The 26,576-nt window shown below is 57.5% G+C and carries 29 protein-coding genes; 7 read left to right on the top strand and 22 right to left on the bottom strand.

The genetic code is table 11. The features are described from left to right. Positions 1-6: 6 nt before the first annotated feature. The 3 genes from arsD to PL263_RS09810 form a co-directional block, all read right to left on the bottom strand. Positions 7-363 carry an arsenite efflux transporter metallochaperone ArsD gene (gene arsD / locus PL263_RS09820; protein WP_278212830.1) on the bottom strand — a complete coding sequence of 119 codons (357 nt, stop codon included), beginning with the start codon at positions 361-363 and terminating at the stop codon, positions 7-9. A 17-nt stretch (positions 364-380) separates the two neighbouring features. Continuing rightward, positions 381-863, bottom strand: a complete 483-nt coding sequence (locus PL263_RS09815; RefSeq protein ID WP_347568947.1) for an arsenate reductase ArsC — start codon at positions 861-863, stop codon at positions 381-383. 67 nt (positions 864-930) lie between these two features. Beyond that, positions 931-1,260 (bottom strand): metalloregulator ArsR/SmtB family transcription factor, encoded by a 330-nt coding sequence (locus tag PL263_RS09810; RefSeq protein WP_278212829.1) that lies wholly within the window; start codon positions 1,258-1,260, stop codon positions 931-933. Positions 1,261-1,365: 105 nt separating this feature from the next. On the opposite strand from PL263_RS09810, the gene PL263_RS09805 reads away from it, so the two are divergent. Further along, a complete protein-coding gene (locus tag PL263_RS09805; protein ID WP_278212828.1) occupies positions 1,366-2,958 on the top strand; it encodes an alkaline phosphatase in 1,593 nt (530 codons plus the stop codon). A 192-nt stretch (positions 2,959-3,150) separates the two neighbouring features. Then, a complete protein-coding gene (locus PL263_RS09800; RefSeq protein ID WP_278212827.1) occupies positions 3,151-3,789 on the top strand; it encodes a hypothetical protein in 639 nt (212 codons plus the stop codon). 87 nt (positions 3,790-3,876) lie between these two features. Here the strand turns inward: PL263_RS09800 and PL263_RS09795 are convergent, their stop codons facing one another. From PL263_RS09795 to PL263_RS09785, 3 genes are all read right to left on the bottom strand, one after another. Then, the gene (locus PL263_RS09795; RefSeq protein WP_278212826.1) at positions 3,877-4,176 is read right to left on the bottom strand and encodes a hypothetical protein; all 300 of its coding nucleotides are present in this window, start codon (positions 4,174-4,176) and stop codon (positions 3,877-3,879) included. A 126-nt stretch (positions 4,177-4,302) separates the two neighbouring features. Then, a complete protein-coding gene (locus tag PL263_RS09790) occupies positions 4,303-5,730 on the bottom strand; it encodes a PAS domain-containing protein (protein ID WP_278212825.1) in 1,428 nt (475 codons plus the stop codon). Between the two features lie 219 nt (positions 5,731-5,949). Continuing rightward, positions 5,950-7,431, bottom strand: a complete 1,482-nt coding sequence (locus PL263_RS09785) for an NAD(P)/FAD-dependent oxidoreductase (RefSeq protein WP_278212824.1) — start codon at positions 7,429-7,431, stop codon at positions 5,950-5,952. Positions 7,432-7,685: 254 nt separating this feature from the next. Here PL263_RS09785 and PL263_RS09780 point away from each other — a divergent pair, with 254 nt between their 5' ends. Continuing rightward, entirely contained in the window at positions 7,686-8,036 is a 351-nt protein-coding gene (locus tag PL263_RS09780) for a hypothetical protein (protein ID WP_140913061.1), read from the top strand. A 2-nt stretch (positions 8,037-8,038) separates the two neighbouring features. Beyond that, positions 8,039-9,427 carry an FAD/NAD(P)-binding oxidoreductase gene (locus PL263_RS09775; protein WP_278212823.1) on the top strand — a complete coding sequence of 463 codons (1,389 nt, stop codon included), beginning with the start codon at positions 8,039-8,041 and terminating at the stop codon, positions 9,425-9,427. 365 nt (positions 9,428-9,792) lie between these two features. On the opposite strand, the gene PL263_RS09770 is transcribed toward PL263_RS09775, so the two are convergent. Next, a complete protein-coding gene (locus PL263_RS09770) occupies positions 9,793-10,377 on the bottom strand; it encodes a hypothetical protein (RefSeq protein WP_278212822.1) in 585 nt (194 codons plus the stop codon). Between the two features lie 191 nt (positions 10,378-10,568). Here PL263_RS09770 and PL263_RS09765 point away from each other — a divergent pair, with 191 nt between their 5' ends. Continuing rightward, complete coding sequence (locus PL263_RS09765) at positions 10,569-10,862, top strand: hypothetical protein (RefSeq protein WP_278212821.1); 294 nt, start codon at positions 10,569-10,571, stop codon at positions 10,860-10,862. A 123-nt stretch (positions 10,863-10,985) separates the two neighbouring features. Here the strand turns inward: PL263_RS09765 and PL263_RS09760 are convergent, their stop codons facing one another. The 8 genes from PL263_RS09760 to PL263_RS09725 all read right to left on the bottom strand — a co-directional run bounded on the left by PL263_RS09760 (position 10,986) and on the right by PL263_RS09725 (position 17,844). Beyond that, positions 10,986-11,510 (bottom strand): hypothetical protein, encoded by a 525-nt coding sequence (locus PL263_RS09760; protein WP_278212820.1) that lies wholly within the window; start codon positions 11,508-11,510, stop codon positions 10,986-10,988. A 296-nt stretch (positions 11,511-11,806) separates the two neighbouring features. Then, on the bottom strand, positions 11,807-12,763 hold the full coding sequence (locus PL263_RS09755) for a lysozyme inhibitor LprI family protein (protein ID WP_278212819.1): 957 nt from the start codon (positions 12,761-12,763) through the stop codon (positions 11,807-11,809). A 304-nt stretch (positions 12,764-13,067) separates the two neighbouring features. Then, entirely contained in the window at positions 13,068-13,619 is a 552-nt protein-coding gene (locus PL263_RS09750; protein ID WP_278212818.1) for an adenylate kinase, read from the bottom strand. A gap of 89 nt (positions 13,620-13,708) precedes the next feature. Further along, on the bottom strand, positions 13,709-14,167 hold the full coding sequence (locus PL263_RS09745) for a hypothetical protein (protein WP_278212817.1): 459 nt from the start codon (positions 14,165-14,167) through the stop codon (positions 13,709-13,711). An 89-nt stretch (positions 14,168-14,256) separates the two neighbouring features. Beyond that, complete coding sequence (locus tag PL263_RS09740) at positions 14,257-14,550, bottom strand: DUF3144 domain-containing protein (RefSeq protein WP_278212816.1); 294 nt, start codon at positions 14,548-14,550, stop codon at positions 14,257-14,259. A gap of 83 nt (positions 14,551-14,633) precedes the next feature. Next, the gene (locus tag PL263_RS09735) at positions 14,634-15,143 is read right to left on the bottom strand and encodes a hypothetical protein (protein WP_278212815.1); all 510 of its coding nucleotides are present in this window, start codon (positions 15,141-15,143) and stop codon (positions 14,634-14,636) included. Between the two features lie 360 nt (positions 15,144-15,503). Beyond that, positions 15,504-17,279: a bifunctional metallophosphatase/5'-nucleotidase gene (locus tag PL263_RS09730; protein WP_278212814.1), complete on the bottom strand. Its 1,776-nt coding sequence runs from the start codon at positions 17,277-17,279 to the stop codon at positions 15,504-15,506. Positions 17,280-17,283: 4 nt separating this feature from the next. After that, the gene (locus PL263_RS09725; RefSeq protein WP_278212813.1) at positions 17,284-17,844 is read right to left on the bottom strand and encodes a VPLPA-CTERM sorting domain-containing protein; all 561 of its coding nucleotides are present in this window, start codon (positions 17,842-17,844) and stop codon (positions 17,284-17,286) included. Between the two features lie 375 nt (positions 17,845-18,219). Here PL263_RS09725 and PL263_RS09720 point away from each other — a divergent pair, with 375 nt between their 5' ends. Next, entirely contained in the window at positions 18,220-19,146 is a 927-nt protein-coding gene (locus tag PL263_RS09720) for a class I SAM-dependent methyltransferase (protein ID WP_278212812.1), read from the top strand. Between the two features lie 65 nt (positions 19,147-19,211). On the opposite strand, the gene PL263_RS09715 is transcribed toward PL263_RS09720, so the two are convergent. Together PL263_RS09715 and PL263_RS09710 are read right to left on the bottom strand one after the other, a co-directional pair. Continuing rightward, positions 19,212-19,928, bottom strand: a complete 717-nt coding sequence (locus PL263_RS09715) for a hypothetical protein (RefSeq protein WP_278212811.1) — start codon at positions 19,926-19,928, stop codon at positions 19,212-19,214. Between the two features lie 437 nt (positions 19,929-20,365). Beyond that, on the bottom strand, positions 20,366-21,331 hold the full coding sequence (locus PL263_RS09710; RefSeq protein WP_278212810.1) for a helix-turn-helix domain-containing protein: 966 nt from the start codon (positions 21,329-21,331) through the stop codon (positions 20,366-20,368). Between the two features lie 143 nt (positions 21,332-21,474). Here PL263_RS09710 and PL263_RS09705 point away from each other — a divergent pair, with 143 nt between their 5' ends. After that, positions 21,475-21,930 carry a hypothetical protein gene (locus tag PL263_RS09705; protein WP_278212809.1) on the top strand — a complete coding sequence of 152 codons (456 nt, stop codon included), beginning with the start codon at positions 21,475-21,477 and terminating at the stop codon, positions 21,928-21,930. Here the strand turns inward: PL263_RS09705 and PL263_RS09700 are convergent. From PL263_RS09700 to PL263_RS09680, 5 genes are all read right to left on the bottom strand, one after another. After that, positions 21,927-23,177, bottom strand: a complete 1,251-nt coding sequence (locus PL263_RS09700) for an amidohydrolase family protein (protein ID WP_278212808.1) — start codon at positions 23,175-23,177, stop codon at positions 21,927-21,929. The two genes, PL263_RS09705 and PL263_RS09700, sit on opposite strands and share 4 nt — an antisense overlap. Positions 23,178-23,311: 134 nt before the next feature. After that, positions 23,312-23,812: a hydrogenase maturation protease gene (locus PL263_RS09695; RefSeq protein WP_278212807.1), complete on the bottom strand. Its 501-nt coding sequence runs from the start codon at positions 23,810-23,812 to the stop codon at positions 23,312-23,314. Then, complete coding sequence (locus PL263_RS09690; protein WP_278212806.1) at positions 23,812-25,317, bottom strand: Ni/Fe hydrogenase subunit alpha; 1,506 nt, start codon at positions 25,315-25,317, stop codon at positions 23,812-23,814. Before PL263_RS09690 ends, PL263_RS09695 begins: the two co-directional genes overlap by 1 nt. Before the next feature lie 12 nt (positions 25,318-25,329). Further along, on the bottom strand, positions 25,330-25,869 hold the full coding sequence (locus PL263_RS09685) for an NADP oxidoreductase (protein ID WP_278212805.1): 540 nt from the start codon (positions 25,867-25,869) through the stop codon (positions 25,330-25,332). Next, positions 25,859-26,575: a 2Fe-2S iron-sulfur cluster-binding protein gene (locus tag PL263_RS09680; RefSeq protein WP_278212804.1), complete on the bottom strand. Its 717-nt coding sequence runs from the start codon at positions 26,573-26,575 to the stop codon at positions 25,859-25,861. The genes PL263_RS09685 and PL263_RS09680 overlap by 11 nt, the downstream gene beginning before the upstream one ends. Between the last annotated feature and the right edge of the window lies 1 nt (position 26,576).

Here is a 26,576-nt window from a genome sequence, read left to right as displayed (position 1 = left end):
GGCCGATCAGCAGCAGCGGCTGCCACTGCAGCAGGCCGCTTCCGGTTTGTCCGTCGCCGGGTCGAGCGCGGCCCAGCGCGCCAATTCGTTTCGATTCGGATAGCGGCCGGTCAAGGCAATTTCGCCGTCGACTAAAACCAGCGGTAATCCCTCCGCGCCCGACCGCTCCAGGAAAGCTTTCACAACCGGATTTTCGGCAAAGGCCAAAGGCTGCTGCGCCAGATTGAAGCGTTCGATGGCGGCACCGCTTTGCTGGGCCCAGGCGATGTCGGCGGCGACATCGACCAGTTGCTGATCGACCTCCACGCCGCAGACGCCGCTGCTGCAGCACAGCGAGGGATCGAAGATTTGAATGCTGCTCATGGCTGTTCTCCTGCTGGTTAAGGTAAAGACACGCCGATCCGGTCCATTTCCGCTTTCAAGCGTACCGGGTCGTGTTGCAATTCGGTCAACGGTAAAGCCAGAAATTGTTCGATGCGATAGCGCAGAATGGCGTAGGCCGTTTCAAATGCGGCTTTGATTTCAGCTTCGGTGCCTTCGGCATGGGCTGGATCTTCCACGCCCCAATGGCTTCGCAGCACCGGGCCCAGATAGGCCGGGCAAGTTTCGTTGGCGGCATTGCCGCAGACGCTGATGACGATGTCGGGCGTGACCGGCAGATCGTTCCAGGACTTGCTGTAGTAGCCGGCGGTGGCAATGCCTTTTTCCTCCAGCAAGGCCACGGCGCCGGGATTGAGCCGGCCAAGCGGCTTGCTGCCGGCGCTGATGGCATGCCAACCTTGCGGCGCCAGATGGTTGAAAATCGCTTCGCCCATCAGCGAGCGGCAGGAGTTACCGGTACAAAGAAAGAGAACGTTCATCATAGATCGGGATGCTGAATTGAGATTAGGGTTATCGTGACGAGCGACCGCTCCGGCAATCGCCCGGATTTCATGTTTGGGGCTCGCAGCGGCTGACCGAGGCCCCCGAACAGTCGTTTCCGCCGCAGCAGTTCTCGCTCAAAAACGCCAGGAGCTGGTTCATCGCCGCAAAATTGGCCGAATAGATCACGAAGCGGCTTTCGTTGCGGGACTCGATCAAACCGGCATGGACCAGTTCTTTCAAATGAAACGACAACGACGACGGCGAAATTCCCAGCATTTCGCTGATCTTGCCTGCCGCCAAACCGTCGGGCCCGGCCTGGATCAAGGCGCGGAACAGCGATAAGCGGGTTTCTTGGGCTAGTGCGGCGAGGGCGGTAACGGCGGTTTTATTTTCCATATTTCAAAAGTAGTTGAAATATGGAAATAAGTCAACCCGTTTCACGAAATTGTCATGTTCGGCCATTAAGCTGCCGGTTTCCGAATCTAATGTTGGAGCCAACACATGAAACAAGCCAAACTAGCCGCGGCGCTGGGCGCCTTTGGTATTACGCTTTCAATTGCCGCGGTAGCAGACGACAACTACCGACACCATCACGACTTACCGGCGGGCCAAGTTCCTGAATCCGCCAGCGAATGGTTCCACGCCGGCCAAGCGGCCGTCAGGTTCAACAAATACGAGTTGCCCAATCTGCGCAGAGCCAAAAATGTGATTTTGTTCGTCGGCGACGGTATGGGCGTTTCCACCGTTACCGCCGCCCGCATCCTGGAAGGCCAGATGAACGGGCGCGACGGCGAATTCAACCGGCTCAGTTTCGAAAGATTCAACCACACGGCGCATTCGGTTACCGCTAGCGCCAACCAGCAGACTTCCGACTCGGCGCCGACTGCGACAGCGATGGTCTCTGGCGTCAAAGCCAACGATGGTGCGATTTCTGTCGATCAAAGTGTTGCCCGTACCGAAACGAGTGCAGACGTCACCGCAGCGAAGAGTGTAAAAACCATCCTCGAGCGTGCCGAGGAGCGCGGTATGTCTACCGGGGTTGTGACGACCGCCCGCTTTACCCACGCCACTCCGGCCGTCAATTATGCTCACATTGCCGATCGCGACTGGGAGGCTGACAGCAATCTGCCGGCCGGCGCGACGGTGAAAGACATCGCCCGCCAATTGCTCGAGTTCCCCTACGGCGACGGTTTGGAAGTGGCCTTGGGCGGCGGCCGCAGCTACTTCATGCCGAAAACGGCGATCGATCCGGAATATCCGACCCAAAAGGGCCGCCGAGCCGATAGCCGCGATTTGACCGCCGAATGGACGGCCAAATACAACAACTCGGAGTATGTTTGGAACCAAGCCCAATTCGATGCGGTGAACCCGGCTAAGACCGATCATTTGTTGGGTCTGTTCGAACGCTCGCACATGCGTTACGAAGCCGATCGGAAAGACGATGCTGCAGGCGAGCCTTCCTTGGCGGAAATGACCGAAAAAGCGATCAAAGTTCTGCAAAAAAACCGCAAAGGCTTTTACTTGATGGTAGAGGGCGGACGGGTTGACCATGGTCATCATGCCGGCAACGCTTACCGCGCATTGACCGATGCGATTGCGTTGTCCGATGCAGTGAAAAAAGCCAAGCAACTGACCAACGACAAGGACACCCTGATCCTGGTTACCGCCGACCACAGTCACGTGTTCACCATCGCCGGCTACCCATCGCGCGGTAATCCTATTTTGGGCAAGACGGCAATTGACGGCGTCGAATCGAAAGATTCTTTGGGCCTGCCGTATACCACCTTATCCTATGCCAATGGCCCGGGCTGGACCGGCGGCCTGCAACGCAAGGAATTCAACCCGGCCAATGAAGGCACTGTGGCGGCAGAGTATGCCGGCAACAAGCTGCGCCCGGATTTGAGCGCGGTAGACACCGAAAATCCTAACTATATGCAAGAAGCAACCGTGCCGATGGGTTCGGAAACCCATGCCGGCGAAGACGTGACGATCTATGCCGACGGCCCCGGTGCCTACTTGGTGCGCGGAACGTTGGAGCAAAACGTGATCTACCACATCATGGCGGACGCGCTGGGCTGGAACGACCGCCGCTAACGGCAGTCGCTATTGCTTTGTCGGGGGCGGCTAAAATGCCCCCGGCTTTTTCGTCAATCCCGTATCCGCTTATTCATGGCTCAAATTGTTAATTCGCTTTCCAAGCTCCTCTTTGTCTTCGCTACGGCGGTAATTTTGGCCGCATGTAGCCAGACATCCCATCATCAAGCCGTGCCCGGCGGACTTGTCGATTTGGCATCCGCCAACCTGCCGCCCGCCGCGGCCGAATATAGAACCACGCTGTCCAAAGGACCAGGCGAGCATGGGCACGATTTGGCCGACGCGGACGCGGAACCTGTGACGTGGCGGTTTTGGCGGGATGCCAAGCAAATCGTCATCGAGCGGCCGCAACTCGGCTTGGGCGAGCTCTGGCAACGCGACGGCAAGACTTTAATTCACCGCAAGCTGTATCACGGCGACCGCCGGGCGCTCGAATTTCAAGAAGACGATTTGAAAATGCTCGGCAGCAAACCGGTTTGGCAGAAGTTGGCGCTATTGATCGATCCGGCCGTGTTGGAACGGTTGGAAGCCGGTAGCGAGGATCGACTGGACGGCAAACCGGTGCGTGAATACCAAGGTACCGTGGCCGGTGCCAAATGGCATGTCGTAATCCGGCTGGATCTGGGCCTGCCAGTGTTGATCGAACGCGAAACCGCCGCTGCCGCCGAACGGACCGAGTTGCTGAACGTCTACGCCCTTGGCTCTGTTCCCTGGCAACCGATTCCGAGCGACAGCTATGAGATTGTCGATTTCGCGGACCTGGGTGATAAGGAATACGATCCGTTCGTCGTCAAAGTTCAGGCGCAAATGGGACACGATCACCGTCACTGACCGACAGCGGGCAGCCATTCAGGGATTGACGGCGTAAAAGGTACCGGGAGCGGTGGGAGAACGGGGATCAGGGACCGGACAGCGTTGCTACCGGGTGTGAGAGGCTGCCATGATTTGAGTGCCGATTTCACAACGGCCTAATTCCGGGCATTCGGTGCAGCGATTTGCCACGTCGGATAAAATCTCGATTTGTCCGGACTCGGCGATAGATCGCAACAGCTGTGCCGTGAAAGTAACGTCCGGCAAGTTCCTGATAAAATCCGGATAACCAAATCCGCACAGCAAGGCGCCGGCAAACTGCGATTTACGGCCGCCGGCGTCTAACATCGATATTTTCTGCAAATAACGGGTAAGCGGGCAGTTCTGCCCGAAATCTATTTTGTCCATTGTCTAACTTGTTGCGCGTCCAACATAGGGCAAGCATAAGACAACGGTACAAAAAAATAACCACCATAATGTGGTAACTCCGTAGCGTATATATGCTAATTTCTGCGCGCAGCCGACTAGGCCGGCTTATTTGGAAGGAAGTAGGCCGTGATCGATTGCAAACTTGGTGACTTCGGCGGTGCTGTGCAGATCCAGCTTCGCCATCAGGTTGCGGCGGTGCGAAATGACCGTTGGCGTCGCCAGATGCAAGCGCTTGCCGATTTCAGCCGAGGTCATGCCGATCGCGATCAATCCCAGGATCTGCCGCTGGCGTTTGGTCAGACTTTCCGCGGTTTTACCTTCTGCCGTTGGTGCGGGAGTGTAAGATGAACTTTCGCGTATCAACGATTCGATCCGCTTCAACAAATCCATGCCTTCTTCGTTCAGACGCTTGCGCATCGTAATATCTTGAATGGTGCCGACCATGCGCAACGGCATGCCGTCCTTGTCCCGGCGAGTCACCTTGCCTTTGGCTTCGACTGTAACCCAATGTCCGTCTTTATGCCGTAACTGGTGTTCGCTTTCGAAGCTGGCGGTTTCGCCATGCAAATGTGCTTGAAGCTTGTGGCGAAAGCGTTCCAGGTCCCGAGGATTTATTAAGGCCATCCAGTCGTCTTCGTCCGTACCCAGTTCCGCGTCGGTGTAGCCGAGCAAGTCGAACCAGCGATTCCCGGCGGTGACCTTGCGTTCAGGTATATTCCAGTCCCATAGCACCAGCCCCGAGGCTGCCAACGCCATTTCCAGCCGCTCGTCGCTTTCGCGCAGGTCCGATTCGATTTGTTTCAGACGCGTGATATCGCGGCCGACCGACTGAATTTCCTTCAGAGTTCCGGTATCGTCGTAAAAGCCGCGATTGACGAATTGCATCCAGCGTAGCTTACCGCCGGCGCCGAACACCCGGTTCTCGATCACGATCACAGGCTGATCCGGAGACATTGCGCCCAGTCCGGCTTCGATCCTCGGCACATCGTCGGGATGAGCTATGGGTTGCCAGCGGTGGCCGATCAATTCTGCTGCGGACTTTCCGAACAGCCGGCAATAAACCTCATTGACGAATAAGAACGTACCGTCCGGCAAAAAGCGGCAGATGGCCTCGGTCTGGTCTTCTACGACCGAGCGGTAACACAACTCGCTTTCTTCGAGTCTTTGGACGTTGCGGTAGCAGTCGGTTCGGTCGACGATAGCCCCAACCGCCATGTCCGGGTAACCGGCGAGGCTGGAAATGTTGATTTCATACCAGCCCGTCGTGCCGTCCTTACGTCTTTGCGGAATAGTATCGGTATAGGTTTGGCCAGCCGCTATCGCCGAATACGCCTCGTGGCCGAATGCCTCGTAACTGGCCTGATCCAGAAACAGCTGGCGGGTGGCTAGGCCGACCAATTCGCTCGGTTCGTAACCGAACATGCGGTGCATCGCAGCGTTGGCCCAGACGACGTGTCGGTCTTTGACGATTGCGATGGCGATAAAATCGCTGTTTAAAATTGCGGCGGACTGGCAAATGGCATTTTCGGGCATAGGAAGCTTTGGCCTTCTCTGGCACTGAATGTTCAGGTGGAAGAATCCGGTTTTTGCGGCTTGGAGCGCCGGTTACTCATGGTATGGGGCGGGAGTTTAAGCCGCGACCAAGGCGCTCGGCTCGCAAAAAATGCACGGTAACCCAACTATACCCTATGCCATGATCGGCTTCCAAAAACGCCGAATTGTTAAAGTTCGAACCGAAGCAACTGGCGCTTTTCAGCGGGGCCGCGACGTCTTCAGAATCGCCTGCACCGCGCGTTGGGCCGATTCGACTGCGCCGTTGGAATGGGTGTCTTCGCTAAAGTCGCCGGCGAAATAGATTCTGCCTTGGCCTGCGCGCAGCGCGTCGGCCAGTTCGTCGAAGCGCGAGCGCCCCACCGGCCACGAGGCGATGGCCCGCGGATGGTAGCGGTAGAACTGCATCCGCTTGATCGCCGGCCGCACGCCGGGCCATAGCTGGTCGAATGCGGCCAGCAATTCCTCCCGAATCTGGTCCGGGTCGTTGACGCGGGAATTGAAGCGCTCCGCGCTGGCACCGTTGATCAGCAGATTCAACAAGATGTCGCGGCCGGGCTGGGACTGACCGGCGTAAATCACGCCCAGCGGGCCGTCGCTGAGGATGGGCAGCACGCTCTGGCCTTGCACGGTCCAGAACCGGGCGGCGTCGGGGTCGAGAAACACGTGGGCCGTGAAATAGGCGCCGGCGGATTGGGTTTGAATCGCCTGTTTGCGCTCGGCGCTCAACGGCGGTTCGAATTGGATATCGTTCAGACGGAACAACGGAATGGCGGTTATCGCGTAATCGGCCCGGTAAATCCGCTGGCGAAAATTGCTTTGATCGACGGCGGTGACTTCCACGCCTTCCGCCGTGGCGGTGATATGCGTCACCAATTGGTTCAACCGTATCCGCTTGCGGCCGACTGCATCTGCCAGCCTTTCCGCGGCGCGCTGGTTGCCGCCGATTACGTGGTACGGCGTCGCGCCGTCGCCGGAGAACAAGCGCCATTCGGCGATGCCTTCCAACGCGCTGATTTTTTGCCAGGAGGTGGCGAATTCCGGTTCGGTTTCGATCCGCACCAACTGCTGTGCGGTTTCCGGCAAGCCGCTGCGGGTTTCGATCCATTCGGCGAACGAGATATCCTGCAAGGCCCGCAATTGGGGACTCAGCGGTTTTTGTTCCAGTTGCCGCTGCAAAACGGACATATTGCTATCCCAGGCTTGGTAAGCCTTCAGCTCGGCGGGGTTTAGCACCGATGCCAGAAACGCCCGGTTGCAGTCCTGAGTAAACGGATACAAACGGCCCTGGCGGTAAAAGCTGGAAAAACTGCTGTACGAGGTTTCCAACGGAATCTTCAGCGCCCGGAACAACTCGTTGGCCGGGCTGTTGCTCCAAAACTCTTCCAGGCCGATTTCGGCATGGGCGCCGTCCGGATAGTGTGCGGTCCGAATCCGGCCGCCGATATGCGGGCTCATTTCCAGCAGTGTCACGCTGTTCCCGGCCTGCTGCAAATAGTAGGCGGCGCTGAGCCCGGATAGGCCGGCGCCGACGATGATGACGTCGCTGTGCTGCGGTTTCGCAATCGCCGGCGGTAAAGCCAAAACCAGGCATAACATCAGCCAAATCGAAGCAACAACTTGGTCGCGAACGTTGGGCGACCGACAACTGTTAGCCGCCCGACCGCAAGGCGTATCGCGCATACCCATTTCCCCTGGATGGTGGTTACGGGCGAGATTAGCCGAGCAATGTGGCGGAATTATGACAATCGTTGCTGCATCGGCTTCGGCGGCGTCCTTTTACAGCTGAGGCAAAGAATAGGCGGCATAAAAACCACAGTTTTCACCAGATTTTAATCTTGAATTCAACTTGGATTCATCTTGGCGGCTTAATGTATTAGAGCTTCATTATTAAATAATGAAGCGATGCTCTGCACCAGGAGACGAGGAGAACTATCATGAAAAAAAATGTGTTGTTAGTGTTGCTGGCCGTTGCGGCAACAGAGGTTGCCGCCGCATTGCCGGCGGATTGTAGCGTGACCGACGCCAACGGCGTGCAGCGAGTCATGCAGCCGAACGGCGAATTGTTGGCGGCGCAGTGTTACCAATGCCACGGTTACCAGGGCCGATCGTTAGGCGAAATCGATTCCATCGGCGGCAAGTCCGCCAGCGATTTATACGGCGATTTGCGGGAATTCAAGAGCAACGGCAAAGCGGACATCATGAGTCTGCAAGCCCGCGCGTATCGCGATTGCGAGCTGAATGCCATTGCCCAATACCTGTCGACTTTGCCAAATCAAGGGGATTAACCATGGATAGAAGAACGTTTGTCAAAAAATTGGGCCTCGGCACCGTCGCTTCGGCTGCAGTCGCCGGTACCCTGGCTAAAGCCGACAGCGGCAGTGCCGCAGCTACTGCACCGGAGCCGTTCGAAATCGTCGTGGTCGGCGGCGGCTTCGGCGGGGCTTCGGTCGCGAAATACATTGCCTTGTGGGGTGGGACAGCCGTCAAAGTCACCTTGGTCGACAGCAATGCCGCCCACGTTTCCTGCATCTTGTCCAACCTGGTTTTGAACAACCAGAAAACGTTGGCGAATTTAACCTTTCCGTTAGTCAAAGCCGCTGAAAAATACCAATTTGCCTTCAAACAAGGCGCCGTGGCCGGGATGGGAGCCGAACTCAACGGCAGTCGCTTCGTCACGCTGGCGGACGGCAGCAAGATTTACTTCGACAAACTGGTGCTGTCGCCCGGTATCGATTTCGATTTTCCGCCGGGCATGCTGCAGAACGGCTGGACCGACACCAATACCCCGTTTCCGCATGCCTGGAAAGCGGGCCTGCAAACCAATAATCTGCGCGATCAATTGAAAATGTTGCCGAGCGGCGGTAAAGCCCGGGTGGTGATGACGATTCCGCCCAAGCCCTACCGTTGTCCGCCGGGGCCTTACGAGCGCGCTTGTTTGATCGCGGATTATTTAAAAAACAAAAAGGGCGGCGGCAAATTGTTCGTGCTGGACGCGAATCCGACGATCCAAGCCGAACCGCTGAATTTCGGCAAGGCTTTCTCGGGACTGTATAAAGGCATAATCGAGTATCAACCCAATGCCGCGGTCAACGCCGTCAGCGCTGCCGCGGCCTTCAATCCGCGCCTGGCCTTGCCGCAGGACAAAACCATCAACGTTAGCTATACCGGAGCGTTGCCGGCCAACCCGATTGGTTCCGGACAAAAATTCCATTTGATCAACGTGATTCCGAAACAAAAGGCGGCCGATTTATTGTTCGGAACCGATTTTCGGCATTTGCTGGGCGGAAAGGCCTGGGCCGGCGTCCATATCGACACTTACCAGTCGCTTTACGATAACGATGTCTACGTGATCGGCGACGCCCACGATTCGGTGCAACCCAAAGCCGGCCATATCGCCAACTCCGAGGCCAAAGTCTGCGCCGACGCGCTGTTGCGCCATCTGCAATTGAGGCCGGCAAGAGTGATGCCGGACGAAGCGCCGGTCACCAATTCCGCCTGTTTCAGTCCAATCACGGCCAGCACGGCGTCGTTTTTGACCGCCGGTTACCGTTATAACCCGGCGCTGGATACGATGGAAAAAATCGCCGCCGCCTCCGGCGAAGCCGAGCAGATCAACTCCGACAATTACAAGATGATGTTGGCGTGGGCCAATAACCTGTTTGCGGAAGTATTCTGATTAACAGTCGGTAAACCGATTCCAGTTCCTCGCTGGTCTAGCCGGGTCTGCCAAAACAGGCAGGCCCGGTTTTTTTTCGATCTCAAAAAGGGCGATGTGAAGACAGGGTTGGAAATGATCTCAACACGCGTTAAAGCCGCAGTAGCCGGTTAATGCATGCTGGGTTGAAATCGAAGGGAATTTAGCGTCAATAACTTTCCTGAGATTGGTTGGAACTCTCGGTCTTTAGGCTCCTGCCGGCCGAAAGCCTACAGACGATACAAAAGTACCAATGTCAACAGCCCAACCCAAAGCAGGCGTAGGGTGTGGTGAGTTTACGAACCGCACCAATCGCGAACGATGCGGTGCACGTTGTTTACCGCATCCTACCGTGGTCCGGGTTGGAGGCCCGCTTGCAACGCAGACTGCATGTCATCGGCTAGGCCGGCGACGCCCCGGACGACGCCTGGGCCGCCATTCTTCCAGTGCAAGACAAACTGGCGCACTTCAGCGGCTGACTGAGGCGAGTATTCAATTATGCGCAGGACAACTTCGGTTCCGCCTTCAACCAGTGCCACAGACGACAGGAGCTTGACAATCGGGCCAAGCTCGCGGACCTCGATGCCAACTACCGAGCCGACCGGCTCGCGTGTGTTGCCAAGCGCCGCTTGGACTGTCGCCGGCGCCAGCGCCTGCACTCTGCGGAGCTCAGTGCGGGCGAAACAGCCCGATTGAGCAAAGAACTGGTTCAGACCGGAGGCGGCAGCTTCCTCGCGCGCGGTCCGGTCCTTTTGATCGGGACGCCAGTGAGGCGCCCACAGGACGAGCGCGTTGGTCGAGGAAGTGCAGACAGGAGATTGTGGCGTGGGCTGCAAAGTGACGCTTGTGCTGGCGCACCCGGCAAGTAGAGCGCAAACCGCGAAGGTAGCGAATCGCAGTGCGATGCCGTGCAGGCTCGGGTTGACCGACATGTTAGGCTGTATTTGGGCGGCCCCGCACCAGCGCCCAGCGCTCGTGGTCGCGCCAGCGGCCGCCGAGCTTGAGATACGCAGGCGAGTAGCCTTCCTGCCTGAAAGCCGCAGGCGCGAACAAGTGCGATTGAGGCTAGATTACCAGGCTGAATGTTCGCTTCCAGGCGATGTAGCCTGAGCTCGCGGAAGGCGTGGCGTACGACAAGAGACAAACCCCGCTTCATGTAACCACGGCCTTCATGGCCCTGGAATGCGAAGTAGCCGAGGTAGCCGCTCTGAAACAGCCCGTAGACCACGTTCGTGAGGTTGATCGCACCAACGAGTTCCCCGGACTTCGCAAGCACGACCACGAAGCCAAAGTTGTTCCGGGCATCAAAGCGGGCAAGGTATCGCGTGAACGTCGCTTCATCGCAAGGCGCCGATGTCCATGGCCGATGAAGCTCACGGCTTCGTCGTGCAGCCAAAATGAACTCATGCTGGTCTGACGCAGCAACGGCTCGGATCACAATCGTCGGAGACATGTAGCCTAACGTTAAGCTAACCGGGCGCGGCACGGGAAGCTGAATAAACAAATCCGCATTATAACCGCGCTCCGGTTGAGCGCCATGTTAGTCCACGGGCTCGACTTTGAGGCTATTACCGAAAACATGCTTACCCGGCTTAATGTCCGCCTTAGTATGAAATATGTATGATTTGACTGCGCAAAACCCAGATAAAGAGTGTCTGGCGATGACATTGATTCGCAAATCCTGAGTGTCCGAGAGCCAAAGACTACGAATATCTTGCGAGCATCCGACGCGTAGCGCGTAATCTGCTTCGCGGTCATTAGCATCAAACTTTCCTAGCTGAAAAAAATCGTTTCTCGTTAATTGTAGGGCTGTGGCAGATTTTACAGCTCCACCATTTACGTTTACAGGAGTGACAAGCACGAGTTCAATTCGTATATCGACTAATGGATATGGGGTCCGATTGATGATCTTGAAACCGAACATTGGTGTTGAATCATGTGTCGGCTGCTCGGCAATATAAGGTGAGATGTCGAGCTTTGGCTTGAGTCGATAAAGGAATAAGACCACAAGCAGTGAACCCATAAAGCCAGTAGTCACGCTAAAAAATAATTCGTATAAAAACATGGAGTTTTCCCGATATATTAATGATATGGCCTAACGATAAGTATAACTTGACCCGAAAAGCGTAGCGACGACAGGAGCTGAGCTTTTTGGGGTCAAGTTGATACGTTGGTGTACGCCCAGCATGGGCATGAACTCAGAGAAAAGGGGGTCAGGTCTAGGAATATAGCAAAACCTTTCAATGATGCTTAATTCCTAGACCTGACCCCGTTCTGTTCACATAACGCTATACATAAGCCGCGTCACCAATGACCTTGCCTCGTAGCCGCCGAGCTTCTCGGCGTCGGCCTAAATGTGGTTTAGTGTTCATCAATGCTTATAAGCTCTTTCTTTAATGTGTCAAGGTATCTGTTAGCCAACTTAGACGCCGTAGTATTGTAAATTAGAGGCCATATTGATCCACCCTTGTAAGCATCTGCGCTAAAAGTGGAGAATGCGTTCATGTACTCGAGCCATTTTTCATGGGATGACTCAAGCTCGGATATTCTATCGGATTGTTCTGATAGCTTTTGAATTATCTGGTTTTTTAATTGGATTATTTCCTTTATCACCTTATCCAATGTTTCCGCAGAATGGATGTTCATATCAGTTTGTGTGAGCGGAGCATTGGGATGCATTTTTTCAGTAACGTAATCGACCGATGCTTTTAAAAAAATTGAAACAGAAAGAAAACACTCTTCAATTTCTTCATAGTCAAAGTCTATTTTTGTGGCTGTTTCATGACAGAAAATATGTCTAAGCTCAAAAGTACGACTTACGTTTTTGTAAATTGTATCTGCATTTGAAAGTATTGGTATATCTTCCTTTTTAAGGATTTCAATGTCCCAGCGAGAACGATGATCTTTTAATTCCTTAAGAAACTCTGTATCCAATATTGTGCTCAATAAGGCATCAATATCTGAAAGACTATTTATAGACACAATGTGTGAGACAAATTCCCCGACTGAGACTTGTTGCCCTTGAAAAGCTTTAATTAATTCAAATGTGATTTTATGATTTTTTAATAGCTGGACGCAGTTATCAAAGAATGGCTGCCCATGATCAATCAATTCTGCGGCCATAACTCGAAAGCAGCCTTCCATTGTAGCGACTAAAGCAATCGGGAAATATTTAATAATTTCATGCTGATCTTTTGGAGCGGCTTTGAAGGCTTGTTCAAGACTTGATAGTCGCTGAAACGATTCAATGTGCGAGCTATTAGATGAACGTCTTTCCCGAATCTGAATAATTTCGTCTATGAAATCTCTAGTGCCCAATTTCTATAGCTCCTATTGGATAATTAGTTATTAGATAGTTCTGTATATCTACCGAAAACCAATGCTAGAACCGATAGCTGATTGATTCACATAATATTTGTCCTATGTATATCATCGGAACCTAGTAAGCAATTTGCCTCGATGAAATCGAGGATTCGAAGACCAATACCTGTCAATTGCCGATGTTCGTCTGATGAAGGATGGGCAGCACCGTAGGGCGTTTTCGCGATAGCAAAACGCCGTGTCGTTTCGAAGTTTTGGCGGATTGCTATCGCGAATCCGCCTTACGGCCTTGGGCGTCGCCTCAGCGGATACCCGAATACTCATTAGTTACAGCTTCGACAAAAGCCTTTAAAGCGCTGGCGGACCTCAAGTGATGCACTTGCTTGTGAGTGGCCTGCTCCGCAACCAACTGCCGGTACTTAGGTGTCAGTTTTTCATGACAGAGCCGAAGTACGCGATAGCTGTTCAATGTGCCGCGCCATATTGGACTGTTTTCAGGCCACCCCTCGGGTGTGACGAGTAAACCCTTTACAAGACGCTTTGTAACCCAGACGTAATGGGTAAATAACGGTAGATCGATGTAGATCAACGTGTCAGCAGCCGAGAAACGTTCCCAGGCTGATGGCACACAGCCGAATCCGTCAATGATCCATTTGTCTCCGCGTACGAGTTCGGAATGAATCTGAAGGTACTCGTCGTGAGGCGCCTCGCCGCCACCAGGCTTGTATTTAATGGTGTCGAGTGAATGCAGCGGCAAACCGGTAATGCCAGCCAGTTTCCGAGCGAGCGTTGATTTGCCGCCACCAGCGTTGCCAAAAACGGCAACTCGCCTCATCTCAGGCACATTACTCAATGATCTGCTCTCCATGCCGGTGCCGAGTCCGCTCGAGCGAAGGGTTAAGCGTCAGTGTGGTGTCCGCCGGATGCCTGGCTGCGGGTGCACTAGCCATCGATCTGGACTCCGCTCGGTGCGCCCCTTTCAAACGTGCAGGTGAACAAGTGGCGCTCCCGATCTTGGATGCACTCGAACGACAACTCCCACGGGTTGTGCTCATCTGCCGCGACTGGGACGGACATGGCAACAAACTCGAACGCCTCTGTCCAGTCGCTGGGAAACGGCTTCCGTAGCCACTTTTCGTACTCCGCGATGAGAAGCGGCTGAGCTCTGGAGAAAGCAAGACTCGGGTTCTTGGCGTACCGCTCGAAGAAGGCAACTTGCTGCGGCGACGGGTCAGCTTCATCCGGTGCCTCAATAGAGACTGTGAACGCCTTTCGCGCGACCTCAGTTTCAACCTCCCAGTAGGCACCGTTCTTCGCGCGGATCAGAAGTGCCTCGCCGAGCACCGGGTGCTCAATGCGACGCCCGTGGTTTGAGCGGAAGATGCACTGAAGTAGGCCCATGTTCTGACGCCTAGCGTGGAGGTGAGGGGCGACGGGCCGGCCCCGCCGGCACGGCGTCCCAGCGGCGAAGCCGCGCCTCGACCGTAGTGTTATGCATCTCTCGATCCGATATAGCTTTGAAAATTCTTGATGTAGTCATCGAGATTTTCCTCAAGCATCTTTCTGTATTCGTTCGCGAAATACTCGATAGTCTCTGCCTTTGCCGCTGCCATTTCTTGAGCGTCGCTCCAACCGGTAGCGCTCACCCATGAATTGAATCTTGCAGTGGCATACATCATTGAAGCGCTGACCTTACCCTTCGTGGCTTCTTTGGTTATCTGATCGTTTGAAAGATGTATGTGCGCATCCGCTCGATCAAAGAACTTGTCATCGAGTTCCGTCACGGACCTCTCCTGATGCATAACGTAGAAGTGAGCGTACTGCGCGGCTTTTTGCGCAGGTCCGCTCGACTGCCGGGTTGGGCGTCTCAGCGTTCATAGAACCACTCCATAAACTCACCGGCTACCTCGGGCGAAAGCTCCAAAACAGCTTCGGCAACTGCCGGTTGTCCTTTTGCGGCGGCGAACGCCGAAAGAGCGCAACGGAGGAAGCCTTCATCCCACTGACGCGAGGCCGCTGCGGCCACGAGAGCGGGCAAACGCGACAACGACTCGAAATAGGCGAGAGCAATGTCTTCGGGGACCGAAACGCCGTTCTTGGCGCGACAGACTTCAACCCAGGCCGGAAACTGAAAATAGGAGAAATCGGCCGTCAATGGGGCAGAGGCGAGCGCATCAATCACGTGTGGCACCGCTGCGAATGAAGCCGAGTAGACATCGCCTTGGTGGGCCAAGGCGCTCCAGATGGAGAACCAAGGCTCGTTGTCATTCTCGGACGAAGGAAGATCGGCCAGTTGCTTCAACAACGCCGGGATGTCCGCCGCAGCGCCATAGGCATGCTGAAGTTCGGACCAGCGAGGATTATCAAGGCTAAGCAAAGCGCGATTCCTTAGACGCCCAACAAGTTATTAAGCTGTTAATAGCATATCTACCGAAAACTGATCCTCGAAACGATAAATTATTGATCAGCATATGGGTTTCCCTTCTGTGTATCATCGGAACCTAGTAAGTATGACTTGGTGAACATCAGGCTGAGGTCATTGAATCAGATTAGACGATAGACTGCAACGGGTCGGTGTTACTCATTTGCGTAAGCAAAAGCTGGAATGTCATCGACTTGGGTAATCATCGCTGCGGATGGGTGTTGGGCTATCAAACCTTAAAAATGCTCATGGCAAAAAAAAGCCCGCCGTAAGCCTACCGGCGGGCAAAGTGCTGCAGAGCTTTAGCCTGAAACTTTAAGGTGCCGGCGCCAACAAGATCCGGTTGCGCGGGCCGGGATTGACGCTGCCATTGGCGAGAAAGTAGCTTTCCAGGGCGTCCAAATCCAAGGCGCCGCCCAAGCGATTACTGCCTTGGGTCAACACGTAGTATTGGTCGCCGCCGTCGGCCATGAAGTTGTTGACGGTCACCCGGTAGCCGGCGGCCGGATCGACCACGACGCCGTTGATTTTGATGCTGGCCGGATCGACGTTATCGCACGGTGTGCCTTTTTCCGACCACTCGTAACTGAAGCCTCCCGAAACTTGCATGATCCGGTTGAACGGCTGGCCGCTAGCCGGCGCGCCGGCCGGGTAACCCGCCGTGCAACCGGTGAATTGCTGTTCCAGCAAAGTGTGGATTTGGGCGCCGGTCAGGGTCAATGTCACCAAGGTGTTGCCGAACGGTTGCACGGTAAAGGCTTCGGCGTAAGTAACTTTGCCGTCGCCTTCCCCGGCACTGCTGCCGGGATAGGTCAAATCGGCGCGGATACCGCCCGGATTCATGAACGAGACTACGGCGTTGCCGAAACCGGCCGGGCTGGTCGCCGCCAATTGGGCATCGGCGATCACGTCGCCCAGCGCGGATTCGCCGGCAGCCGTTGCGGTGCGGGTAATCGCCGCGCTGATCGTGCCGATCACCCGGTTGGCGATCGGCGTGGCCAGCGCTTTGTAGTTGTCGACGATGGTTTTGATCCCGGCATTCGGCGTGATGGCCGGGTTGTTGCGCACCACCGCGATGTTCTCGGCATTGACCGCGCTGACTTCGCCGTTAGCGGTGTTGATCGTGACGTCGATGTCGGTCAATACCCGGCCTTGCGAGTTGGCGCTGGTCACCGAAATCAAGCGGCCGGCTTTGTTGGCGATTTGGCAGTTATAAGCTTGGTGGGTGTGGCCGGAAATCACCAAATCCACTTCGTCGTCCAGTTGGTTGACGATGGTTTTGATCGGCGAACCGGCCAGGTCGCCGTTGCAATTGTTGATTGTGGCAACGCTCTGTGTGACCGGAATCGTGCCGCCTTGGTGGATCAACACCACGACCGCTTCGACGCCGCGGGCGCGCAGTTTCGGGATCAACGCATTGACCGTGGCGGCTTCGTCGGTAAACGTCAAGCCGGCGACACCGGTCGGGGTGACGATGGTCGGGGTTTCTTTCAAGGTCATCCCAATGAAGCCGACCCGGACGCCGCCGACGACTTTTATCGCGTACTGCGGAAACAGGGTTTTGCCGTTGGCGGTTTCGACCACGTTGGCGGCCAGGAATTTGAACTTGGCGCCCTCGAACGGCACCGGCGTCCCGACCTCGGCACCTTTGCAGCTATTCGGATCGGTCGGATGGCAGCCGCCGGTTTGCATCCGTTTCAATTCGTCCTTGCCTTCGTCGAATTCGTGGTTGCCGACCGCGTTGAATTCCAGGCCCAGCCGGTTCATGGTTTCGATGGTCGGTTCGTCATGGAACAGTGCCGAAACCAGCGGCGTGGCGCCGATGATGTCGCCGGCCGAGACGACGATGGTGCTGGGGTTTTGCGCTTTCAGGTCGGCCACGTAGCCGGCCATCCAATCGACGCCGCCGACCGGGATGGTCGAAGCCGCATCGGTCGGCAGGTTGCGGAAATTGCCCGGCGATTCCAGTTGGCCGTGGAAATCGTTGAAGGCGACGATTTTGATCGTCGTGGCCGGCATGGTGGTTACAGCTTGGGCGGTTGCGGCGCTCAGGCCCAAAGCGATGGCGCCGGCTAAGGTATGCAGATTCATGCGCTTAAACTCCGGATTTGGATTGGCGGCGGGCGGTCAAGCCCAGCAGGCCGGTTCCGGCCAGATACAACCAGGCGGCGGCCGGTAACGGCACGGCGGTCAGGCTGATCGCTCCGACCGTGGCATTGATGGCGCCGGCGCTGTCGTCCAGCGCCGATTGGCTCAGTAAGCCGCTGATGCTGTAACTGCCCGGCCCCAGCAGGAATACGCCGCGGCTGTATCGGTTGTCGGCAAAGGCTGCGTCGAAATCCAGGCCCAGCGAGTCGGGGTAATTATTGCTGGCCGCCGAGGTCCGGCCCAATAGCAGGTTGCCGTTGAACACGTCGAAACGGTCGCCGGCAAAACCGCCGTCGACGATTCTTAAAATGGCCGAGCCGGTCAGGGTAAAATCGAAACTCAAGGCGTTGCCGTCCAGGTCTATCCATTCCAGGCCTGCAGAAGCGGAGACAGCTTCGTCGACGTCGAACGGATGCCATTGGCCGTCGGCATTCAGCACCGCGGCGCCGGCATTGGCGGATAACGCCGACAGTAACACTGCCTGGCAAAGAAATTTTTGGTTGAACATTTAAGCGGCTCCGGTTGTGTTTGGTGTTGAGTGGCGGCCGCAGCAGTGAATGGGGGACACTGCGGCAACAAAGGTTCGTCCGATCGCCTCGCCACAAAACAAAAATCCTAAGCGTTGGGCCGCAGCAGTCCGTTAGCGGTCGGCACGCCGCGCACAATAGGGATGTTTTGTGATGGAGTTGTGATTGTTCGATGAAGATTTGGTGAAACGTATTACAAATGCGGGCAAAGCCTGATAAAGCGTCGGCGAAAGTTGCGCCTAACGCCAATTCCGGTCCCGGCTTATTTTTCGCGGCCGCCGCGATAGAATAGCCGCCCGTGCCGCCGAACTTTAGGCGTCCAGCCGATCAATTCTAATCAGCCCGCTCACCGAATCATGCCGTCTCCATCCAACCTTTCCCAACGCCGCCGGCATTCCGCCCGGCCCAAAGTCAGCACTCAAGCAGCGCAGCCCGAAAACCTGCGGGAATACGCCGCAGCCTGGAGCGATTACGAATTGCTGGATGCCGGCGGCGGCCGGAAACTGGAGCGGTGGGGCGAGGTGGTGACGATCCGGCCCGAGATCAACGCCGCCGCCGCCGCGTTATGGCCGCTTACCGAATGGCGGGAACTGGCGCACTGGGAGTTTGTGGAAACGTCCTCGACTCAAGGCCGTTGGCAAAAAATGCGCGCCGATGCGCCGGAGAGTTGGAGCATCGGCTACCGGCAACTGCGCTTTAATTTGAAGCTGACCCAATTCAAACACCTCGGCCTGTTTCCGGAACAACAGGCCAATTGGCGCTTTATCGCCGAGCGGGTCGCCCCCGGCGCCAGAATTTTGAATCTGTTTGCTTATACCGGTGCCGCCTCGCTGGTGGCGCGGGCTGCCGGCGCCGACGTGACCCATGTCGATTCGGTCCGGCAAATGCTGGATTGGGCCAACGCCAACCAGGCGCTGAGCGGCTTGGCCGATATCAAATGGGTGTTGGAAGACGCCTTGAAATTCGCCGGGCGCGAACTGAAACGCGGCAAGCGCTACGACGGCATTATCATGGACCCGCCGGCCTGGGGGCTGGGCGCCAACGGCGAGAAATGGAAGCTGGAACACCAGTTGCCGCGGCTGGCGGAAACCGCGTGCGGCCTGCTGCAGCCCGGCGGCTTTCTGGTGTTGAATACCTACTCGCCGCAAGTTGGGCTGCAGGAATTGGCCGCCGCGGCCGGACTGCATTTTGGACAAGGTCAAAGCGAAACCAGGCAACTTTGGGCCCGCAGCCGGACCGGCAACGCCTTGTATTACGGCAATTTGCTGCGGGCCGTGGTTTGACCGGCGGTTTCGAGTGCGCCGGGACGCCCGCGCTTGGCGGTTTGCCCGGCGTTGCCGGTGCTGGGTTAGCGCGATCGCTTGATGCGGCCGAATCGGCTGACGGCCGCCAGCGCCGAACCGAACAACCATAGCGCAGCGGGTACCGGTACCTGGCTGGGATCGATTTGATTCAGCAACAGCTGGCGGGTTTGCGAACTGGCGCGCGGGAACGCGTCGGACCAGTCAAAACCGTTGACGAAAATGTAGCCGGCGCCGTAACTGCCGCCGACAATGACAGGCGCGCCGGAGCTACCCCTTGTCGCCAGGATGCTGCCGCTGCCTAACGCATCGAAGTCCTGAAAAAATTCCGTCCGATCGCCATCGCGGTAACTGGACCCGATGAGTTGTCCCAAACCCAGCGCCAATCCGCTGGCGCTGAAATTTATCGAGTCGTTGGTGATGTAGCCGTCGTAATTATCGCTGGCGCGGCCGCCCAGCAAATTCATGCCATATTGCGAGCTGCTCCATTCGGTAATTAACTTGCCGCCGGCATAAATGAAGTCGGCCAAAGCGATGTTGCCGCTGATGGTGCGGTCCATGATTACCACATCCACATCCAGCAGGTCGGTGCCGGTAATCTCCGCTTCGCCGCGATTGCTGGCGGCGTTACCGGTGGTGTTGAGCCAATTCGTAATATCGGTTGCGTAGTAGCCGCCGTAAACAGCGATGTTGGCGGCGTTTGCGTCGAACGTCGTACTTAAAGTAACGACCACTATCCATTTTAAAATCGATTGCAGCTTCATACCGGCTCCTGGAAAAACGGGTTAAAAGCCGTCCGTCGGTTTGGCAATGGGACTGTTCCGCATTGCGTTAAAACTGGCGGCCGGCGTTAGCTTGGAACCGACTCGGCGTAGTCGCTTGCATCCCACGCCAGGGCCTGATTCCAACGGATTTTCCCCCGATTCGCGGTTTGGTCCTTATCACCGCGGGTTGCGGGTTCGCCTACCTGGGTACAACTAGTCCTTCCCGGCGGCGAGCCTGCGACTCAGTTATAAGTTAGTCAGAAAATATGTCAAATTAATTTTATTGCGAGTGATTAGTGAAAAATTTTGTTGACCTTGCAGATGAGCGGTGGCGAGGTCGAGATAACGCGGCGCCGCTTGGATCGCTCGGCATCGGCTTAAGTTGAAGGTGAGGGCGGAGAGGCCTTGTCGGCCGGGCAAGCGCCATCGTCCAAAAACTAAGCCTGCATTTGCCGGTAATCGCTGGGCGTGCAGCCGAAATGGCGTTTGAAGGCGCGGCTGAAGTGGGCCATGTCGTTAAATCCCCAGCACAGGGCAATTTCGGTCAAACTGCGGCCGGCATGTTGCTCGGACCGCAGTTCCTCGGCGCAACGTTGCAGCCGGCGCAGCCAGACGTAGCGCATCAGCGAGGTGTTTTCGGCGTTGAAGAGGGCGTTGAGGTAACGCGGCGACAGGTGCGCCGTGCGGGCGATTGCCGCGCTGTCCAGCGCCGGGTCGGTCAGGCGGGCGTCGATCAGGCGTTTGATGCGGTTCAGGGTCAACGTGCGGTGGTCGGCCAATTCGAACCGACCCGGTCGCTGCGAGCTTAGCGTTAAAGTTAACAAATCCAGCGCCTGACCGGCCAGCGGAGCAAACCGGGCGGCGTCGATGCAATCGGCCTGGCGCGCGGCGCTGCGCAAGAAATCGGCGGTTACCGCGCCGAGGCCGTCGCCGCCGGGAATCCGCAACCCCGAACAATGCTCGACGCCGGCCAGGCGTTGTTTCAGCAGTTGGCGCGGTATCGACACCAACAGTTTGGCAAACGGCTCCGGACAATCGATCCGGTGCGGCCGGGTGGCGTCGTACAGCGCGATGTCGCCGGGTTGCAATTCCGCCTCGCGGCCGTCCTGCTGCAGCCGGTAGCGGCCGCTGAGCAAGACCACCGCGAAATAAGCATCCTGGCTGGCGGTTTCCGGTTCGCATGGCGGGCAGTGCAGGCCGATGCTGTGCGAGCGGATCGCCGACAGCCGCAGTTCCCGCCACGGGTAAATCGTCATCTCATTGAACAGCTCAGCTTGCTTCGGCGGTGTGATCCGGACCTTGGCGTACTCGCGGCCGATCACCTCGTGTAACCAGTCCCGCCGCTGTGCCGGCGGCAGGTCGGCGGTCGACAGGCGTAACGCCGGATTGGCGGATGGCTTCACGGTATAGCTCCCTAAATTCGATGTGCCCATGATAGCCGCGCCGGCACCGTTGCAGTCAAGTGATAGCGCCGTCCCGGTCAAGCCGGCCGCGCGCCTGGCGGCTAGGATAACCGCATCGATTGAGAGAACTGAGGGAGGAGAAGATGGCTACGAACAATCCGGCGCCGACCGACATTTTGTTGTTGAAAGGCGCGGCGTTATGGCTGATGGCGGCGTTGCTGCTGGCCTGGTGTCTGGTGGGCTTGAACCTGGAACTGGCGCCGCTGCAGGCGTTGTTCCCCGGCAAGCCTGCGCGCTTGTTGCAGGCGCATTTGGACTACCTGCTGATGAGCGCGTTGCTGTTCGGCTTCGCGGCGGCCGGCATCGGCTTGCCCCGGCTGGTGGCGTGGGCGATGGTGGTCGGCGCCTGCACCAATTCCAGCCTGTTCTTGCTGATGACGCTGTTTCCGCACCTGGACGGCCCGCAGCCGCAAGCGGACGGTTGGTTGCTGTTATTTAAACTCTATACCTTTGCCAGTATCGTCACGACCAGTTACGGCTTCGGCCGCGCTGCCTGGTTGTTGTTGGCCTGGACCCGGCAGCGGCCGGGCGCGGCTTAAGCGGCGCTTGGTCGGCCGGCGGCGAAAAACGGCCGAGTCGCGAAGATACGGTCGGCAAAGCGTTTGCCTTGCCAGGACAAGGTGCGTTTTAACACGAAATCGAAGCGAAACGGATGGTAGTCCTGCAGGGTTTGCAGTGGTGCTATCGCCGTTTCCGGCAACAGGCCGGCCTCGGCTAAGGCCGGCACCGAAATCAACGGCAAGATGCCGGTCAGCGGGTAATCGGAGCCGAACAGCAGCCGGTCATGCCAGCCGGATTCGCTGAGCAGGGTTTTGATGACCTCCGGATCGCGGTTGCGCAGCACGATTGCGGAAATGTCGCCGAACAAGCGGCCCTGCCATTGGCGCTCGCTCATGAGCTGGGCGAATAAATCGAAACTTCTGACTTCGCGGCCGTCGGCATCGACGTCCTGGCCGATTGTGGCGCAATGGGCGATCACCACCCGCACCCCGGCTTCCAGTGCCCGCCGCAGTCGTAACGGATTGCCGAACAACGGTTGGTCGGCGCCGTGCAAGGCCTTCTCCTCGCCGCCGTGGGTGATGATCGGCATATTCAATGCCGCCGCAGCTTTATAAAACCGGTCGCACAGCGGCGAGGCCGGATCGATCCCCATCACCGGCGGTAGCCATTTCACCGCCCGCGCGCCGTTGGCGGCGGCTTGCTGCAGAGCATCGACGCAATCGGCGCGGTAGGGATGGATGCTGGCGACCCATTCGAAGCGGTCCGGATCAGCCTTGGCCAGGCGTTGGGCGTATTCGTTCGGTACAAAAAACGCCGTGTTGGCGTGATCCGGGTCGCCGGTGGCGCCGTGGGCGCGGTCGAAGGCGTATAACATGGCCTTGGCGCCTTTGGGCATGGTGTCCATCAAGGCCCGCAGCCGATCGACGAAGGCCTGGTCTTGATTGGTGTCCGGAATGCAGGCGGCATTGGCGTAGGCCCAATGCTGCAGGGTTTGAATCGGATGGCGCAACGGCGCGTGCATGTCCGGGGTTTGGGTGATACCGCTGCCGCCGTCGCCGGAGCCGACGATATGAGTATGGCAATCCCACCAATCGGTCGGATCGATACCTTGCCAGGCGGCTTTTTCCAACTCCAGCATCGGCGTTTCAGTCGGATTCAGACAAGGGTTATTCAGGCGGAACAGAGCATTTGCCGCCGGGCTCAGCGCTGCCAGGCCGGCTGCGCCGAGTTGCAGGAAACGGCGCCGGGCCGGGTGAAATGGGGCGAAACGCGAATCGATAGTCATGTCGGATGTTGGCGGTTGCAAGGCTGACGTTGAATGAACGCAACGGTTAGAGGCTGCAGACGGCAAATATAGCCCGGCTTACAAATTCCGTTGCGTTTACACGCGCCGATTTGCTGTCGCGGGATGGTTCCGCGCTATCCGTTGGCGCTGGGCGTAACCGCAAGCTTTGCGGCGCAAGCCGCCAACTCAGTCGGCGCGCCCTGTAGCAGGTCCAGTGCAAAGCGGGTGGCCTGGGCCAGATTGGCCTGAGCGGCCGGGCTCAAGGCTTCGCCCAGTTCGAAACTATGGCCGCCGATGCTGAGCAGGTAGGCTGGCGGCGGTTCGCCGTGGAGCGAGCGGTAAACGCCGAGCAATGCCGCCGGACTCAGCGCGTGGGTGGTATGGCTCAGGGCTGGTGCAGGCGTCAGCATGGTGAATTCGAAACTTGGCTCCCGAACCGACGCGTCGATGAAAATCACCAGTTGCCGGTCCTGCAAGTCCAGCGAGTGTTCGATCTGCAATTGAAAGTCGACGATGCATTCGACCAGGTCCGGATCGATATGCTCGGCCAGCGCCTCGAGCAATAACGGCCCCAAGGCGTCGTCGCCCCGGCTCGGATTGCCGCAGGCCAGCAGCAAAACCGGCTTGGCCGCCATCAAACCGCGTCGCCGCGGGCGAATTCGCCGTTGCTGTGTCGAATCAAGCGATCGACGACTCGGCCGGCGGCATCGACCAATTCCACCTGCAACGGCATCTTGCCGACCGCATGCGTCGCGCAGGACAGGCAGGGGTCGTAGGCGCGGATCGCCACTTCCAACTGGTTTAGCAGCGGTTCGGTCAATTCGCGGCCGGACAGGTATTCGGCGGCAACCTGACGCACCGATTCGTTCATGCCGGTGTTGTTGCTGGTGGTGGAGACGATCAGATTGGCCTTGGTGACGATGTCGTTGTCGTCGATCTGGTAATGGTGGAATAAGGTGCCGCGCGGCGCTTCGATCACGCCGATGCCTTGGTAACGCTTGCTGCCTTGGGCGACCAGATCGCTGCTCAGCAAATTCGGGTCGGCCAGCAGTTGCTCGATGCGTTCGGCGCAGTGCAGCAATTCGATCATCCTTGCCCAGTGGAACGCCAGCGTGCTATGCACCAAGGCCGGATCTGCCAGCTGTTGCTTGAATTCGACTCGGGCGACCTCGGCCAACGGCGTGTCGATGAAGTCGCAGTTGTTGACTCGGGCCAGCGGCCCGACTCGGTACCAGCCGTCGGCTTTGCCCAGAGCGGTCAGGTAGGGGAATTTCATATAGGTCCACGACCGCACTTCCTCGCGAATCAAATCTTGGTAGTCGCAGTAATCGTAATGATCGAACAGTGTCGTGCCGTCGGCGTTTTTGGCGCGAATGCCGCCGTGGTAAAGCTCCAGCGCGCCGTCGGCGTTGACCAGCCCCAGGTAATTGCTGCGGATCGTCGCGAATTGGTCGTTAAACGGCCGGTTGGCGTTATGCAAATGCTTGACCAAGGCCACCGCTGCCTTGGCCCAATCCACAATTTGGCCGATGTCCTGCAACAAATAGTCGCGCTCCTCGCGGCTCAGCGCCTTGTTCATGCCGCCCGGAATCGCGCCGGTGCCGTGCACGCGCTTGCCGGACACCATGCGGATCACTTCCTGGCCGTATTTGCGCAGCTTGACGCCCTGCAAGCCGATCTCGGGATGGTCGGCCAGTACCGCGACGACGCTGCGCTGGCCGATCTCGCTGTCGAAGCCGAACAACAAATCCGGACTGGACAGGTAAAAAAAATGCAGCGCATGCGATTGCAGCACTTGGCCGAAATGCAGCAACCGGCGCAGTTTGTCGGCGGCCGCCGGCAGATCGGCCGGATCAATGCCGACCAGTTGGTCGATGGCCTTGGCGGCGGCCAGATGGTGGCTGACCGGGCAAATCCCGCACAGCCGTTGCACCAGCACCGGCAGTTCCCAATAGGGCCGGCCCTGAATGAATTTCTCGAAGCCGCGAAACTCGACGATATGCAGCCGGGCCTGTTGCACCTGGTTCTGGTCATCCAGCAACAAGGTGACTTTGCCGTGGCCCTCGACCCGGGAGACCGGATCGACCGCGACCCGCTTCAGGCCGGCTGGGTTGGCGGCAGTTTCCAAATGTTCGTACATAAGGGTTCCTTATCAGTCGTAATGGACTAATTCATAAGGCAAGCTCGGCTCGCGGCCTTCGATCAGCGCGCTCAGGAAAGTCCAGAACACGTCGGCGGACGGCGGGCAGCCGGGCATGAAGTAATCGACTTTGACGATTTCGTGGATCGGATGCACTTTGTCCAGCAACAACGGCAACTCCGGATCGCTCGGGATTTGCGGGTTGTCCACGCCGATGCCGTCGCGGTAGGCTTCCAGCAAACATGCCTCGACCGAAACGAAATTGCGCAACGCCGGCAGACCGCCGTTGATCGCGCAGGCGCCGACCGCGACCAGCACCTTGCAATTCTTGCGGAACTCGCGCAGCACGTGCACGTTTTCGGAATTGCAGACGCCGCCTTCGATCAAGCCGATATCGCATGGTCCGCAGTGTTCGATGTCGGTCAGCGGCGAACGGTCGAATTCCACCACTTCCGCCAACGCGGTAATCCGCTCGTCGATATCCAGAAACGACATGTGGCAGCCGAAGCAGCCGGCCAGCGAGGTGGTCGCGATTTTGATTTTAGGGCTCATGGTCAGCCTCCGCGGACAGCGCAACCTCGCTGATTTGGCGCTGGTCGTACAGGCGTTGGCCGATCGGCAACTGGTAGCCGCTACGCTTGATCAGAATCGCGCCGGTCGGGCAGACCTGGGTGGCTTCGTCTTCGACGCTAATGTCGCTATCTTTCAGCTTGCCGCTGGCCGAATTGACGATCAAGCGCTTGTTGATACCGCGCCCGGCGATGGCGAACACGTTTTTGCCGTCTTTATCCCGGCTGGCCCGGACACAGAGATTGCAGAAAATGCAGCGGTTGTGGTCCAGCAAAATGTCCGGATGCGAAGCGTCCACTTCCCGCTGCGGGTAGAAAAGCGGGTAGTGGTTGTCCAGCATGCGCAAATGGTAGGCCACGCCTTGTAGTTGGCAATTGCCGGACTTTTCGCAGGACGGGCAGAAATGGTTGCCTTCGACGAACAGCATCTGGGTCAGGCGCAGCCGGTCCTGCTGCAGTTCCGGGGTATCGCTGACCACGTTCTGGCCGGCCGCCGCCGGATAGGTGCAGGCCGAGCATTTGCGGCCGTTGACGAACACCGTGCACAGCTTGCAACTGCCGTGCGGCGCGTAGCCCGGCTTGTGGCACAGGTGAGGAATGTAGACGCCGGCACAACGCGCGGCTTCGATCACGCTTTGCCCTTCCGCGAACGGAATGGTCTTGCCGTCTATGGTCAGCGTGCCGCTCATG

Source organism: Methylomonas sp. EFPC3, assembly GCF_029643245.1.
GTDB classification, from domain to species: Bacteria; Pseudomonadota; Gammaproteobacteria; order Methylococcales; family Methylomonadaceae; genus Methylomonas; species Methylomonas koyamae_B.
Note: the sequence above shows the minus strand (reverse complement) of the source record. Positions and strands in the feature narration are given on the sequence as shown.